This is a genomic window from Janthinobacterium sp. LPB2021202312-11-4 (genome assembly GCF_037049705.1).
GTDB lineage: Bacteria > Pseudomonadota > Gammaproteobacteria > Pseudomonadales > Pseudomonadaceae > Aquipseudomonas.
Genome location: NZ_JBAGKV010000036.1, coordinates 41,713 through 55,452 on the forward strand (window position 1 = coordinate 41,713; position 13,740 = coordinate 55,452).

General features: G+C 61.3%; 15 protein-coding genes. 4 read left to right on the top strand and 11 right to left on the bottom strand.

Translation table 11 applies throughout. The annotated features are described in order from the left end of the window. Positions 1–82: 82 nt before the first annotated feature. The 5 genes from V5E99_RS27155 to V5E99_RS27175 are packed head-to-tail and all read right to left on the bottom strand — an operon-like array spanning position 83 to position 4,507. The gene (locus V5E99_RS27155; RefSeq protein ID WP_499805386.1) at positions 83–856 is read right to left on the bottom strand and encodes an ABC transporter permease; all 774 of its coding nucleotides are present in this window, start codon (positions 854–856) and stop codon (positions 83–85) included. Next, on the bottom strand, positions 856–2,055 hold the full coding sequence (locus tag V5E99_RS27160) for an ABC transporter substrate-binding protein (RefSeq protein ID WP_499805388.1): 1,200 nt from the start codon (positions 2,053–2,055) through the stop codon (positions 856–858). The genes V5E99_RS27155 and V5E99_RS27160 overlap by 1 nt, the downstream gene beginning before the upstream one ends. Next, positions 2,021–2,863, bottom strand: coding sequence for an ABC transporter ATP-binding protein (locus tag V5E99_RS27165; RefSeq protein ID WP_499805390.1), 843 nt, complete (start codon positions 2,861–2,863; stop codon positions 2,021–2,023). The genes V5E99_RS27160 and V5E99_RS27165 overlap by 35 nt, the downstream gene beginning before the upstream one ends. Next, positions 2,860–3,930 (bottom strand): acyl-CoA dehydrogenase family protein, encoded by a 1,071-nt coding sequence (locus V5E99_RS27170; protein ID WP_499805391.1) that lies wholly within the window; start codon positions 3,928–3,930, stop codon positions 2,860–2,862. The genes V5E99_RS27165 and V5E99_RS27170 overlap by 4 nt, the downstream gene beginning before the upstream one ends. A gap of 19 nt (positions 3,931–3,949) precedes the next feature. Beyond that, positions 3,950–4,507, bottom strand: coding sequence for a carboxymuconolactone decarboxylase family protein (locus V5E99_RS27175; protein ID WP_499805392.1), 558 nt, complete (start codon positions 4,505–4,507; stop codon positions 3,950–3,952). Positions 4,508–4,610: 103 nt separating this feature from the next. Between V5E99_RS27175 and V5E99_RS27180 the strand changes: the two genes are divergently transcribed. Continuing rightward, positions 4,611–5,528 (top strand): cupin domain-containing protein, encoded by a 918-nt coding sequence (locus tag V5E99_RS27180; RefSeq protein ID WP_499805393.1) that lies wholly within the window; start codon positions 4,611–4,613, stop codon positions 5,526–5,528. Positions 5,529–5,675: 147 nt separating this feature from the next. Here V5E99_RS27180 and V5E99_RS27185 read toward each other — a convergent pair whose 3' ends face one another. Genes V5E99_RS27185 through V5E99_RS27210 form a run of 6 tightly spaced genes read right to left on the bottom strand, consistent with a single transcriptional unit; the run spans position 5,676 to position 11,695 of the window. Next, positions 5,676–6,437, bottom strand: a complete 762-nt coding sequence (locus tag V5E99_RS27185; RefSeq protein WP_499805394.1) for an ABC transporter ATP-binding protein — start codon at positions 6,435–6,437, stop codon at positions 5,676–5,678. A 6-nt stretch (positions 6,438–6,443) separates the two neighbouring features. Continuing rightward, positions 6,444–7,775: an ABC transporter substrate-binding protein gene (locus V5E99_RS27190; protein WP_499805396.1), complete on the bottom strand. Its 1,332-nt coding sequence runs from the start codon at positions 7,773–7,775 to the stop codon at positions 6,444–6,446. 45 nt (positions 7,776–7,820) lie between these two features. After that, entirely contained in the window at positions 7,821–8,888 is a 1,068-nt protein-coding gene (locus tag V5E99_RS27195; protein WP_499805397.1) for a branched-chain amino acid ABC transporter permease, read from the bottom strand. A 21-nt stretch (positions 8,889–8,909) separates the two neighbouring features. Next, positions 8,910–9,791, bottom strand: a complete 882-nt coding sequence (locus V5E99_RS27200) for a branched-chain amino acid ABC transporter permease (RefSeq protein ID WP_054050750.1) — start codon at positions 9,789–9,791, stop codon at positions 8,910–8,912. Positions 9,792–9,793: 2 nt separating this feature from the next. Further along, positions 9,794–10,594: an ABC transporter ATP-binding protein gene (locus V5E99_RS27205; RefSeq protein ID WP_499805398.1), complete on the bottom strand. Its 801-nt coding sequence runs from the start codon at positions 10,592–10,594 to the stop codon at positions 9,794–9,796. Positions 10,595–10,603: 9 nt separating this feature from the next. Next, positions 10,604–11,695: an AMP-binding protein gene (locus V5E99_RS27210; RefSeq protein WP_499805399.1), complete on the bottom strand. Its 1,092-nt coding sequence runs from the start codon at positions 11,693–11,695 to the stop codon at positions 10,604–10,606. 283 nt (positions 11,696–11,978) lie between these two features. Between V5E99_RS27210 and V5E99_RS27215 the strand changes: the two genes are divergently transcribed. The 3 genes from V5E99_RS27215 to V5E99_RS27225 all read left to right on the top strand — a co-directional run bounded on the left by V5E99_RS27215 (position 11,979) and on the right by V5E99_RS27225 (position 13,502). After that, complete coding sequence (locus V5E99_RS27215; RefSeq protein WP_403018647.1) at positions 11,979–12,140, top strand: hypothetical protein; 162 nt, start codon at positions 11,979–11,981, stop codon at positions 12,138–12,140. After that, entirely contained in the window at positions 12,137–12,784 is a 648-nt protein-coding gene (locus tag V5E99_RS27220; RefSeq protein ID WP_499805400.1) for a helix-turn-helix domain-containing protein, read from the top strand. Before V5E99_RS27215 ends, V5E99_RS27220 begins: the two co-directional genes overlap by 4 nt. A 208-nt stretch (positions 12,785–12,992) precedes the next feature. Further along, positions 12,993–13,502 carry a hypothetical protein gene (locus tag V5E99_RS27225; protein WP_499805401.1) on the top strand — a complete coding sequence of 170 codons (510 nt, stop codon included), beginning with the start codon at positions 12,993–12,995 and terminating at the stop codon, positions 13,500–13,502. Positions 13,503–13,740: the final 238 nt, after the last annotated feature.

Below are 13,740 nucleotides of genomic sequence, written 5' to 3' on the forward strand. Positions count from 1 at the left end.
TCAGTCAGCATAAATGTTGAATGACCGATTGCATTCGCGAGCAAGCCCGCACACAGCGAGATTGCTGTTTGTTGCTCGCGATCTACCCCAGGTTCGCATGCCCCCAACGCCGATGCAGCCCGCGCGCCAGTGCATCGAGGGCAAAGCCCAGCACGCCGATCAGCAGCACCATCGCCATCAGTTCCGAATAGGCCAGTCGATCCCGCGTATCAAGAATGAAGTAGCCCAACCCGGCGCTGACGCCGAGCATTTCGCACGGCACCAGCACGATCCACAGAATGCCGATGGACAGCCGCACGCCGGTCAGCACATGCCCAAGCACGCCCGGCAAAATCACCTTGCGCAAGGTTTCCCAACGCGTTGCACTCAGGCTGCGGCTCAGTTGCAGCCAGCGCGGATCGAGCTGACGCACCCCGGCCACGGTGTTGAGCAGGATCGGCCAGACCGCAGCGAAGGTCAGCAGGAAATAGATCGGCTGGTCTCCCACCCCCATCAGCATCACCACCACCGGCATCCATGACAGCGGCGAAATCATCCTCAGGAACTGAAAGGCCGGCGTCGTCGCGGATTCAAGATGTCGATAACTGCCGATCAGCAGCCCCAACGGCACGCCAATCAGCAATGCCAGCAGCAGCCCGACGAGGATGCGCTTGAGGCTGACGAACACATGCTCGTACAACTCGCCGCGCCCGAGCAATTCCACCAGGCTGACCAGCGTCGCTTGCGGTGAGAACCGCGCTGCCAGGCCCTCGGTACCACCGAACAGTCGTACACCCAGCCACCACCCGAGCAACAGGCACAACAGCCCCGCCACACCCAGCCCCCAATGCAGGAGCGATGAGGTTTGTTTGCGCATCAGAGACTGAACTCCTCGCTGCGTTCGAAGCTGTCCGGCAAGCCGAACGCCTTAAGCCCCCCGACGGCGGCGATGGCGTTACGCACAAAGCGGTCGTCCACCAGATCCCGGGCGGTGTGCTGCGGGTCGAGGCTGGCGAGGAAACCTTTATCACCTTCGATCAGCGTGTCCTTGAGGCGCCGGACCAGTTCTTCGGTGTAACTCGGGAACGGGTATGGCTGGAAGTCGATGCGCTGCTCGTCCCAGTGGCTGTGCTGGATCGCGCCGCTGGCCAGGTATTGCTCGCGGTCCACCGGATTGGGCGCCAACACCCGGCTCAACACTTGCTGAGCGTGGGGCGTGTAGCGGTTTTCGCCGTCCTTGGAGAGTAATTTCGCAGCCTCGGCGCGGTTGTCGCGGGTCCACAGTTGCGCCTTGACGATGGCGTTGACCACTTTCTGCGACCACTCGGGGCGGTTGTTCAAATCCTGCTCGTGCATAAACACCACGCAGCAGGCGTGATTGCGCCAGATGTCCCCGGTAAAGCGCTGGACCCGGCCGACCTTAAGCTCTTCAGCCAGGGCATTAAACGGCTCGGCCACGATGTAGCCGGCAATGCGTTTGCTGGCCAGGGCCGGCGGCATGTCCGACGGTGGCAACACCAGCAGATTGACTTCGTTCGGCGCAATTACCGAGTTCGCCGATTTGCTCACGGGCACCAGTGCGTGATCACGAAACAGTTGCTGCACCACCACGTTATGAATCGAGTACCAGAACGGAATCGCCACCGATTGCCCGCCCAGTTGCTTGACCTCGGTGATGCCCGGCGCCACGGTCAAACCCGAACCGCCCACATGGTTCCAGGCCACGACTTTGGCCGGGACTTTGCTCCCGTAGCGCGCCCAAACGGTCATCGGCGACAACAAGTGAATCACGTTGACCTGGCCGGAAATAAACGCCTCGATCACCTGCGCCCAACTGCGCAGCAACACCGGGCGCTCAGCCTGGATGCCTTCGGCTTCGAACAGACCGTTGTTGTGCGCCACCAGCAGCGGCGTGGCGTCGGTGATCGGCAAGTAGCCGATCCGCACCGGGGCGTCGGGCTCTGAGGCGGCGCGGGCTTGCAGACTGTTGAGCAGCGGCAAGGCGCCGGCGGCGGTCAGCAAGGCGCTGAGTTTAAGGAAGTCACGACGTGTGTGAGTGAAGTCGTCCAGGCACATGGTCAATCTCCGACGGTTCAGGCAAGGGTTGGGTTTGGGGATTGCGGCTCGCCCGCCGAAGGGTTTTGAGAATCTCGATACGCAGCGCGCCCAGTTCGTCCACCAGCTCGGCACGGGGCTGAGGCAGGTCGATGCGCCACTCACCGAGGGTCCGCGCCGGGCTGTTACCCAGTAGCAGAATCCGCTCGGAAAGCAGCAGGGCTTCATCAATGTCGTGGGTGATCAACACCGCAGCGGTGTTGTGTTCGGCAATGACGTGAAGCAGCAGTTGTTGCATGTCGGCGCGGGTCACTTCATCCAGCGCGCCGAAGGGTTCGTCCAGCAGCAACACTTGCGGCTGACGGGCCAGGCAACGGGCAATCGCAGTGCGCTGGGCCATGCCGCCGGAGAGTTGCGCCGGGTAATGTTGCCGGGCGTGTTGCAGGCCGACGGCAGTGATGGCGTGGTCGATTCGCCCCTTGAGTTCAATCGCGCTCAGGTGCGGTTGGCGAGCGAAATCCAGGCCGAACGCGACGTTCTTTTCCAGGGTCAGCCAGGGCAACAGGCTCGGGTCTTGAAACGCCACCGCAACCCGGGGATGCGGGCCGTTCAACGGTTCGCCGAGCAAACTGACGCTGCCGCGATGGGCCGTCTGCAACCCGGCCAGCACCCGTAGCAAGCTCGACTTGCCGACGCCGCTGGGGCCGAGGATCGACACCACTTCCCCGGGCCGCAATTGCAAGTCGAAATCCTCCAGCACCGTTTGCCAACCGGACTCCCGTGGGTAACCGAGGCTGATGCCGCTGGCCTGCAATAACGGGCCACTCATGCCAGCGTTTCCCGTTCCTGGCGTTGCAGTTCGGCGCGCAATTGCACCAGGCTCGGCGTGACAATCGGCACAAAAGCCGACTCGCGCCAGCGCCGGGCGAAACCGCTGCCATGCTCGCTCAGGTAGGCCTTGCCGCCACTGGCCTGCAACTCCAGTTGCACCGCGCTGGCGGCGGATTCGGCCAAGGCAATGCGCAGGCGGAACAGCGCGGCCGGACGCGCCAGGAAGCGACCCTCCAACAGCCCGTTTTTCAGTTCGCTGACGGTGTGTTCCAACTGGGCGCGTTGTTCGCTCAAGGGTTCCAGCAAGATTGAGCGACCGTCCTGCAAATGCGCTTCCACTTCCTGCAATGAGCGGCGCGCCAAACCAATCGCCAAGCCGCATTGCAAGCCGAGAAACGCCGGCCGCACAGCAGGCAGAAACACTCGGGCGTCTTCGTGCAGCAACCAGTCCCGATCGACCTCGACCCGGTCCAGATCCAGCGCTGCCGTGTTGCTCGACTGCAAGCCCATCAACTGCAAATCCGCCGAGCGTTTCACTCCGGCCAGCGCATCCGGGATCGCCAGTACAAACGGTGGGCCGCCGGCCTCGTCGTCGATGGCGGCAGCCACCACAAAACCGCTCTTGCGCAGGTTCGTGACCCAGTGCAGCCGACCGCTCAACGACCAGCCGCTGTCCCGAGGCTGAGCGCGCACTTGCAAGGTCTCGATCCCCGAGAGGAATTTCATCGCGTTCGACAGCCCGGTCGCACCGGCCAACTCGCCCACCAGCAACGACGGCAGCAGGCCTTCGCGCAGCAGCGTGTTAGGGCTTTGCAGCAGGTATTCGATAAAGGCGCGCTGGCCCCAGAAGACAAACGCCGCCGCCAGGGAATGGCTGGCGACTTCGGCCAGCACTTCCACGGCATCGGCCAGATTGCCGCCACTGCCGCCCAGTTCCTGGCTGATGCCGACGCGCAGTACATCGGCGCTCGCCAGGCGCGACAGCACCTGTTGCGGGTCGCCCTCGCCGACATCCAGCGCGTGGGCCTGGGCGTCCAGCCATTGACTCAATGCCGGATTGAGCATGGTGTTTTTCTCCTTTGAATCATTGACCCGACTGCCAGCGATACTTGGCCAACTCAGGATTGAGCGGTGTCCCGGCAAAGACGTTAGCAAAGTTGCACAAGGTCGCCAGGCTGACACCGAGGATCACCTCCAGCGCATTGCCCTCGGTGTAACCGGCGGCTTTGAAATCACTGAATGTCTGCTCGCTGACCTTGCCGCGCGTGGCGATCACTTCACGGGCAAACGCCGCCAGGGTTTCGAGTTTGGCCTCAGGCACGGTGCCTTGTTCACGCAACGCGCTGACCACGTCATCCGGCAATTTCGCTTTGTTCAGGGCCACCGCCGTATGGCCGGCCACGCAGAAATCGCAACCGTGGGTGGTGGCGGCAACCAGTTGCACCACCTCGCGCTCGGCCAGGCTCAGTTCAGCCTTGCCATTGAGCGCCGATACCGTAACGTAGGTTTCCAGCGCCGCCGGGGCATTGGCCAGCACCGCCAACAGGTTCGGGATAAACCCGGAGGTCTTCTGGGCGTTTTCCAAGAACGGTTTAGCCGCTTGCGGGGCGCTTTGCAGGGTGTGTAGCGTGACGCGTGACATGGTCGGACTCCCGTTGTTGAGGTGTTCGGCCAGTCTGTTTGTTATAAGAATTGCAATCCATATTCTAAAGTAGCGATTACTTGCTTCTGAGTGTTTCCATTAGATGATTTCGTCCAGCCCCCTGGTTGATTGGTTATTAGAAAGCCTCGAATTGCAGGCCAGCCTGTTCCATGTCGGCCGTTATTGCGGCGGCTGGCACGCCAGCACCCACGGCTTGGCGCGGGCCAGTTTTCATTTGGTGGTGCAAGGTCATTGCTGGCTGCACATCGACGGCCAGGCGCAGGCCCAGCGTTTAAATGCCGGGGACGCGGTGTTTCTGCTCAAGGATTTGAACTATCGATTGTCCAGTGCCGAACAGGCCGACGACGCCCGGCGCTTGCCGCGCATGGCCATGACAGCGCTCGACAGCCAGGCCCAGGACGGCGTCGGGCTGGTCTGCGGCTTCTTCCACTTCAAGTCCGGGTTGTCGTCGTTGATCATCGAGGGCTTGCCGGACTGGATCATCCTGCGCGCAGGCGATCCGTCACTCAGCGCCGCGCGGGCCTTGTTCGAGCTAATCCTTGAAGAATGCCAGCGACTGCCAGCGCCCTCCTCGGCCTTACTCGAACGCCTGAGTCATTTGCTGTTTCTCTATGTGCTGCGCCAACAAGTGGCCGACAACCAGAACCTCGGCGGCCTGATGGCATTGGCTCGGCACCCGGCGTTCGCGCCGCTGCTGGATCAGTTGATCGAGCAGCCGCAACAGCCGTGGTCGCTGGAAAACATGGCGGCGTGCACCGGGCTTTCGCGCTCGGCGTTCTTCAAGCGCTTCAGCGAATTGGCCGGTCAGTCGCCGGGCCAGGTGCTGCTGGCGCTGCGGGTTCGCCATGCATGCCAGTTACTCAAGACCAACCACACCGTCGAGCAAGTCTGCGCGGCAGTGGGGTATCAATCGATTGCTGCGTTTACCCGCGCATTTGCCAAAGCGGTGGGCGTGCAGCCAGGGGCGTATCGCAAGCAGCATGAAGCGATGCCCCGATGAACGATGACGCGATTCGCCAGACCTGACGCCCTGACCGTAGGAGCAAAGCTTGCTCGCGATGAACGATGACGCGGTGTGTCAAGCCAGACGCCTTCGCGAGCAAGCTTTGCTCCTACAGGGGATCGGGTTTGATCTGTAGGAGCCAGCCTACCCCGCTGCGCCGAGGTAGTAAGTATGCAAGTCCTCCCGCGCGGCCAACTCGGCCGCCGAACCTTCATCCACCACCCGGCCGTTTTCCAGCACAAACGCGTACTGCGCGTAATCCAGCGCGATGTTGATGTTTTGCTCCGCCACCAACAGGCTCAGGCCTTCCTCGCGATTAAGCCGGGCGAGGATCTCGAAAATCTCCTCCACCACCTGGGGCGCCAACCCCATCGAAGGTTCATCGAGCAATAACAGACGCGGCTCGGACATCAGCGCACGGCCAATGGCGACCATTTGCTGCTCGCCACCGGAGGTGTAGCCCGTCAGGCGTTTGCGCTGCAGGCGCAACCTCGGGAAGTAGCCGTAGATGCGCTCCAGCCGCTGACTCAGGACCTTGCGCGACGGCCGCCCGGCAAAGCCGCCGATCAACAGGTTTTGCTCAACGCTCAGGTGCGTGAAGCAGTGCCGGCCTTCGAGCACCTGAGCCAGCCCCGCCAGCACCAGGCTGGCAGGATCGGCTTCGGTAATCGCTTGCCCTTGGTAGACAATCCGGCCCTGGGTCACTTCACCGCGTTCGGCCCGCACCAGGCTGGAAATCGCCTTGAGCGTGGTGCTTTTACCGGCACCGTTGGCCCCGAGCAACGCAACCATTTGCCCTTGGCCAACCTGCAACGAAACGCCGCGCAGGGCGAGAATCGACTGTTCGTAAAACACTTCGACCTGCTCCACGCTCAGCAGCGGGTCGGCTATCGGGCTCTGGCTCATCGGACCTTATTGCTCCTGACTGCAATTGCGCGGGGTGATGCCTTTTTCCTTCGCGTATTGGGCGGCGGAAGCTTCGATGATCGGCCGCAACAGCGCGCGGTCGGCCTGGACCCAATCGCTGATCAGGTTCCAGCGCTGGCCGTCCCACTGCTGGAAGCGCACCGCACCGCCACCTTCATGATCGGCGCAAGACAGTTTCAACGGCTGCACCAGCCCTTTGGCGCCCAGTGCCTGCAACCGCGCATCGTCGAGGTTCAAGTGCTCGAAACCCCAGCGCACCTGCTCACCGGTCAGCGGTTTGTTGCCGTACTTTTCCTGGGCCAGGCGCACGGCTTCGACGTTGAGAATGCCGTTCACCACGCCGAGGTTGTAATACACGGTGCCGAAGCGTTTCGGGTCGGCCAGGTTGCCGTTGCCGGCGTCCACCACGCTTTGCTTGATGCCTTGCAGCACCGGGAAATCGGTGCCCGACGGGTGCGTGGTAATCGAGATAAAACCCTTGGCCGCCGCGCCGGCCGGCACCACGTCTTCTTCCGAGTTGCTCCAGATATTGCCGATGATGTGATCCGCCGGGTAACCGACTTTTTGCGCCGACTTCAGTGCCACCGGATTCATCACGCCCCAGCCGCGCAGGATCACCCAGTCCGGTTTGAGGCGACGGATGTTCAGCCATTGCGATTGTTGCTCGTTGCCGGGGTGCGGCACTTCCAGCAGGGTCAGTTCGAAACCGGCGTTCTTCGCCAGGGTTTCCAGCACGCCGTTGGTTTCCTTGCCATACGGCGAGCCGTGGTAGAGCACGGCGATTTTCTTGCCTTTGAGTTTGTCCGCTCCGCCTTCACGTTGGCCGATGTAGTTGATGATCGCCGAAACTTCCGAATACGGGTTGAGCTGCAGCGGGAACACGTAGGGGAAAACGCTGCCGTCGGTGGAGTCCGTGCGGCCGTGGTTGATGGTGATCAGCGGCAGTTTGTCGGCCGTCGAGCGATCGAGGGTCGCGTAGGCGATGCCCACCGACAACGGGTTGGTGGCGGCGGCCGGCGCACCGTTCAAGCCACCCTTGAGGCGCTCGTAGCATTCAACACCCTTCTCCACCACGTACTCGGTTTCGCATTCGCTCCAGGTCAACTTGACCCCGTTCACCCCGCCCTTGGCATTGACGTATTGCAGATAATCGATGAAGCCGCCGAAGAATCCGGTGCCGCCAGCGGCGTAAGGCCCGACCCGATAGCTTTGCAACGGAAAATACTGTTCGTTGGCAGCCTGCGCGCCGGCACTGAGCCCGGCGGTCAGTAAAGCCAGGCCCAATGCCAGGCGATGCAGCGTTTTGCGGTGAGTCATGAAGGCAGTTCCTCGTAATGGTGTTTTTGTCGGAGATAAAGGCAATCAGTAGCGCAGCGGCCAGACCCTGGCCCGTTGGCGAAAGCGCTGCCACAGTCGGGCCAGGCCTTCGGGTTCCTTGATCAGGAAGGCGATGATCAGCCCGCCAAAGAGCATTTTCTGGATGTTTTCCAACTGACCGGAATCGATCAGCCCCGTGGGCAGTAACCCGCAGACATTGGCCAACAGAATCGGAAATAGAACGATGAATGCAGCACCAAGGACGTTGCCGAGCACACTGCCGAGGCCACCGATAATGATGATGAACAAGACCTGGAATGAGCGGCTCAAGTCGAAGCCGTGGGGTTCCACGGTGCCCAGATAGGCGAACGCCCACAGCGACCCGGCCACCCCGAGGTAGAACCCGCTAATCGCAAAGGCCAGCAGCTTGGCCTTGAACAAACGGATGCCGATAACCGCTGCGGCGGTGTCCATGTCACGCACCGCCATCCAGTTGCGGCCCAACTCGCTGCGCACCAGGTTTTTGCCGAGCCAGAACAGCGCGACCACCACCGTCAGGGTCAGCAGATAGCGGCCCTTGGGCGAACTGAAATCCAGACCGGCGATCAGCAGCGGCGGCGAAGTTATGACCCCGGAGGCGTTGTCGTTGGTGAACCAACTGAAGCGGGTCAGCACCCATTCCACGACAAACTGCGCGGCCAGGGTCGCTACCAACAGGTAAAAACCCTTGATCCGCAGGCTCGGCAAACCGAACAGCACCGCCACCAACGCAGCGATCACGCCCCCGAGGGCGAAGCTCACCAGCAGCGGCAAACCGGGCACGCGCAGTTGCAGGTTGTAGGCGGCAAACGCACCCACCGCCATGAACGCCGCCGAGCCCAGGGAGAGCTGCCCGGCGTAACCGGTCAGCAGGTTCAGACCGAGCCCCGCCAGGGACAGCACCAGCAGTGGCACCAGAATCGCGCTGAACCAATAGTCATTACCGAGCCAAGGCACCGCGATAAAAGCAAAACCCAAGAGCAGCCACAGCGCCACGCGGTCCTGACGCAAACGAAAGGTCCGGCGCTCGGCGGCGTAGCTGCTGTTCAGTTGTCCGGCTTCTTGATAGAGCATGAAAGCATTCCTTGAAAAATGTCAGACCCGCTCGATGGCGCGCTCGCCGAACAAACCGGCAGGTCGCACCAGCAAGAACAGCAAGGCGAGGACGTAAGGCACCCAGTTTTCGATGCCGCTGCCGATGATCGGCCCGAGGTAGATTTCGGCGATTTTTTCCGCCGCGCCGATGATCAAACCGCCGACAATCGCGCCACCAATCGACGAGAAACCGCCGATGATCAGCACCGGCAATGCCTTGAGCACCACCAGCGACAACGAGAACTGCACCCCCAGACGCGCGCCCCACAACAGCCCCGCCACCAGCCCGACAAACCCCGCCACCGCCCACACCAGCGCCCAGATCCGTGGCAGACGAATGCCCACGGCCAGGGACGCCAGCGGATCATCAGCGACCGCGCGCAAGGACAAGCCCACCCGGGTCTTGTTGAACAGCAGCGACAAGGCAATCACCAGCGTCGCGGCGGTGCCGGCGGCGAACAGGTCGAACTGCGACAGCAGCATGCCGCGAATTTCCAGCGGCTCATCCGGGATGCCCAGTTCCAAACCATGGACCTGCGCGCCCCACAGAAACTGCGCCAAACCTTCGATCATGTAGGACAGCCCGAGCGTGGCCATGAACAGGATGATCGGCGGGCGATTGACCAAGGGCCGCAGCACCATTTTTTCGATCAGCAACGCCAGCACCACCATGCTCGCCAGCGTCGCGACGAAGGCCCAGAAGAACGGCAAGCCGCGTTCCAGCAAACTGACAAAGGTCAGCGCCGCGAACAGCACCATCGCGCCCTGGGCAAAGTTGAATACGCCGGACGCCTTGTAAATCAGCACAAAACCAATCGCGACCAAGGCGTACATCACGCCAGCCAGCAGCCCGCCAATCAGCACTTCAAAGAAAAACTCCATGTTCAGCGCACCTCCGCGCGGGAGCGGCGCGTGCCCAGGTAGGCCGCGATCACCTCCGGGTTGGTGCGCACGTGTTCAGGGGTGCCGTCGCCGATTTTGCGGCCGTAGTCGAGCACCACTACGTGATCGGAAAGGCCCATGACCACGCCGATGTCATGCTCGATCAGCACGACGGTGGTGCCAAACTCGCGGTTGATGTCGCGGATGAACTGGCTCATCTCGCCCTTCTCCTGCGCGTTCATGCCGGCCATCGGTTCGTCGAGCAACAACAACCTCGGCTCGGCAGCCAGGGCCCGAGCCAGCTCCACGCGTTTCTGCAAGCCATAGGGCAACTTGCCCACCAGCACATGACGCCAGGGATGGATGCGCAGGAACTCGATGACTTTTTCGGCGTGACGGCGTTGCTCGTCATCCTCCCGAGGCGCGCGGCCCAGGCGCAGCATCTGTTCGATCCAGCTGCTGCGGCGCTTGAGGTTGCGACCGGTCAGCACGTTGTCGAGCACGCTCATGCCTTTAAACAGCGCGATGTTCTGGAAGGTCCGGGCAATCCCGCCCTCGGCGGCCTGGTGCGGACGCATGCGGCGTCGGGTCTGCCCGGCATAGCTGACGCTGCCGCTCTGGGCCTGGTAGACGCCATTGATCACGTTCAGCAGCGAACTTTTGCCGGCGCCGTTGGGGCCGATCAGCGCGCAAATTTCCCCGGTCTTCACGGCGAAACTGATGGAGGTAATGGCCTTGACGCCCTTGAACGACAGGGAGATGTCATCGAGCCGCAGTAAAACGGATTCAGTGGTTGCGCTCATGGGGGCTCGTCAGACGGAGTGGGAAATCAGGTGCGCCGGAACATCGGCGGATTCGCGTGGGGCAGCGGGTTCCTGCCAGTTGCCGGGGCGAATGCCCAAGGCGCCGAAGAATGCGGCGCTTTCTTCGGTCAGCGGCGGCCCGACCAGCAACGGCACGCGCAATCGACTCATGCCCAGCACGTCGAGCAAGGGCCGGCGGATCAGCCAATGGCCGAGCCAGCGCCGCACGGGGTTTGCGTTCGCCAGCATTGCCCAGCGATACAGGCGATGGCTGAGCGTGCCCGGCAACGGCAAGCGTTCCCGCGCCCAGTGTTCAAGACGCGCATAGGACTCGCGGGTGCCCAGTACCAGCGTCGGCCCGAGTTCGCGGCGGTCGGTGTCGCGGGTGGCCAGGGCTTCCGGGAAATTCAGGCGAAACCCGGCGCTCAGCCACGGAGTCAGCAGGTAACGCGCCTGACCGCTGGCCGCGAAGACCCGGGCCGCCAGTGCTTCTTCGTCGGCGCCAAGTTGCTCGCGGGACAGCAACTTGCGCGCGCCCTCCAGCAACTGCCCGTGGCTCAAGCGCAGGGGCTGGCCGTCATGCACCGGATGAAAAATAAAGGCTGTGGACGCTGACTCAGAGACCGGCACCGGGGGCTCTGTCGTGATGCCAACCGTGAAGTCGGCATACGCGCTCAACCCGGAATCGCTGTCGGCATTCAGGCCGCGTCCGTCGAGGTACAGCAATAGCAGTGGTGAATGATCAGTACTGCGAACCTGCTGCACCGCGTCGAGGGTTTCGGCCAACACAAACGCCGGTTTCAGCCTTGTCAGGCGCTGCCGATGGTCGAGGTCCGGGTCCAGCAACGTGACGCTGCCACCCAGCCATTGCGCCGCCAGTGCCAGCAGCAAGGCTTCGGCCCGGGCCTGGCTGATAATGAGCAAATCATCACCACGGCTGAACCCGTGCTGCTGCAATGCGGCGGCGAGAAGGCTGACATCCTGCGCCAGTTCGCTCCAGCGCCGGACCTGCCAGATGCCCAACTGTTTATAGCGCAGGGCAATGGCCGAACCGCGAGTCGCGGCTTGTGACAACAAGGCCTGAGGCAGTGTCTGGGTCATGGGGCTATCCTTCGGAGGGCTGACTGCAAACAGCCATTGCAGCCTCCGTGCCAGCCACTAAACCTTTATTTATCAACGTGTTATGTCTTAACCCCGTTCCAGCCTCGTGTATCGCCCGAGCACAGCCTGCCGAATCCCTGTTGCCCCACCAACACTTGGGTCCTGTCGCCGACCTTTAAAGAACCAAAAAGAATTAATAAATACAAAATCAGTATTTATCGTTATAAAAATAGTTGGTTACTCTCGCTTCATCCCGTCATTCATCACCACAGTGAAGTGCCCCATGAATCCGACTGCCAACGTCATCGACTTCGCCAGCTACCGCAAACGCAAACAGGCTCAGCAACGGGCACGGGCGATGTGGGAAATGTACGCACGCAACGCCGGCTTGCAGGCCTTTCAGTGGGTGCAAGCAGCCAAGGCTTCCGAGACGCGTCACGCGTGAACGTGCAGCAACCCTCGCGCTTTCTGGCGAGCGCCGACGAACCCGTCGTGGACTTGAATAACCTGGAATCTCTTGAAGAAGATCCGATCTGTGATCGGGTCGCGCAGAACCTGCAACGCTTGCGCGGCAAGCGGCATCTGTCCCTCGATGCCCTCGCCCGCCAGTGCGGGGTGAGCCGGGCGATGCTGGCGCAGATCGAGTCCGGGCGCAGTGTGCCGTCGATCAAAGTGCTGTGCAAAATCGCCAAGGGTTTGAAGGTGTCGGTGGCCGCGTTTCTGGAGCATCGGGCCTTTGAAGGGGTGGCGGTGTTGTCGGCGAGCCAGAGCAAGCGGCTGGTCAGTGCCAGTGGCGCGTTTGTCAGTCGGGCATTGTTTCCGTTCGACGTGGCTCGCCAATCGGAGTTTTACGAGTTGCGCCTGAGCCCGTTGGGTGAGGACGTCAGCGAGGGTCATGGCCCCGGGGTTCAGGAGAACCTGGTGGTGTCCCAGGGCGTGCTGGAAATCAGCGTCAACGATGAACGCTACCTGCTCTCCACCGGCGACTCGATCCTGTTCTACGCCGACCAGCCCCACCGCTATCGCAACCCGGCGGACAGCGAAGCCGTCGCCTATCTGGTCGTCACTTACCCCGAACGCCTGGACTGAACACCAAATCTCTTGTGGGAGCGGGCTTGCTCGCGAAAGCGGTGTGTCAGGCAAAACAATGTCGACTGATACACCGCTTTCGCGAGCAAGCCCGCTCCCACAGTGGGGGTCTCTGTTTTACAGGGATTTTTGTGGTGTTGGCAGGAATGCAAAAGCCCCCGAGGCCTTATGGCCTCGGGGGCTTTTTTGTGCGGCCCGGGATCAGCAGGTGCAGCACATCAGCGGCATGCCGTTGCAGCTCATCATCATCGGCATGCTGCAGTCGTTCATCATTTTCATCATCAGGGCGCAGCAGTTTTTCATCATGTCCATATTCATGCCGGCCATCGGCATGATTTTGCACATCATGCAGTCGGCCATCATGGTGCATTCCATCACGCACTTCATCGAAGGCATCGGCATGCCCATCATCGGCATTGGCATCATCATGTTCATCATCGGCATGGCCATGGCCGACGGGGACATGCACATCATGCTCATGTTGCCGCAGTTCATCATCATCTGCATCATTTCAGCGCTGTTCATGAACATCGCCATGTCCATGCCAGCGGCCGGCATCATTTTGCACATCATGCCGTCGTCCATCATGTCGCAAGTCATGGTCGCCATCATCATCGGCATGCCCATCATCGGCATCATTGGCATGTTGGCGTTCATTGGCATCTGCATCTGCATGGCGTTCATCATGGTGGTATTCCCCGAAAGCGTTGAGATTTGAGAGTTGGACAAAGCTGATGGAGTGGATTCTAAAGATTCGCGCAGGGGCGACAAGAGGATGATCCAACAGCAAAAACGGTCGCCAGAGCCGAGTTAGTGTTGTATCCGGGACACTTCTGGCTGCTATAGCTTCTTATTGATCGTCATTGCAGATTTTATAAAGACGATGACGTTTTTTTATCGGTTATGGATATGCGACTGCCAGCTATATAAATAACTGAAAGAAATAATCGTTCTAG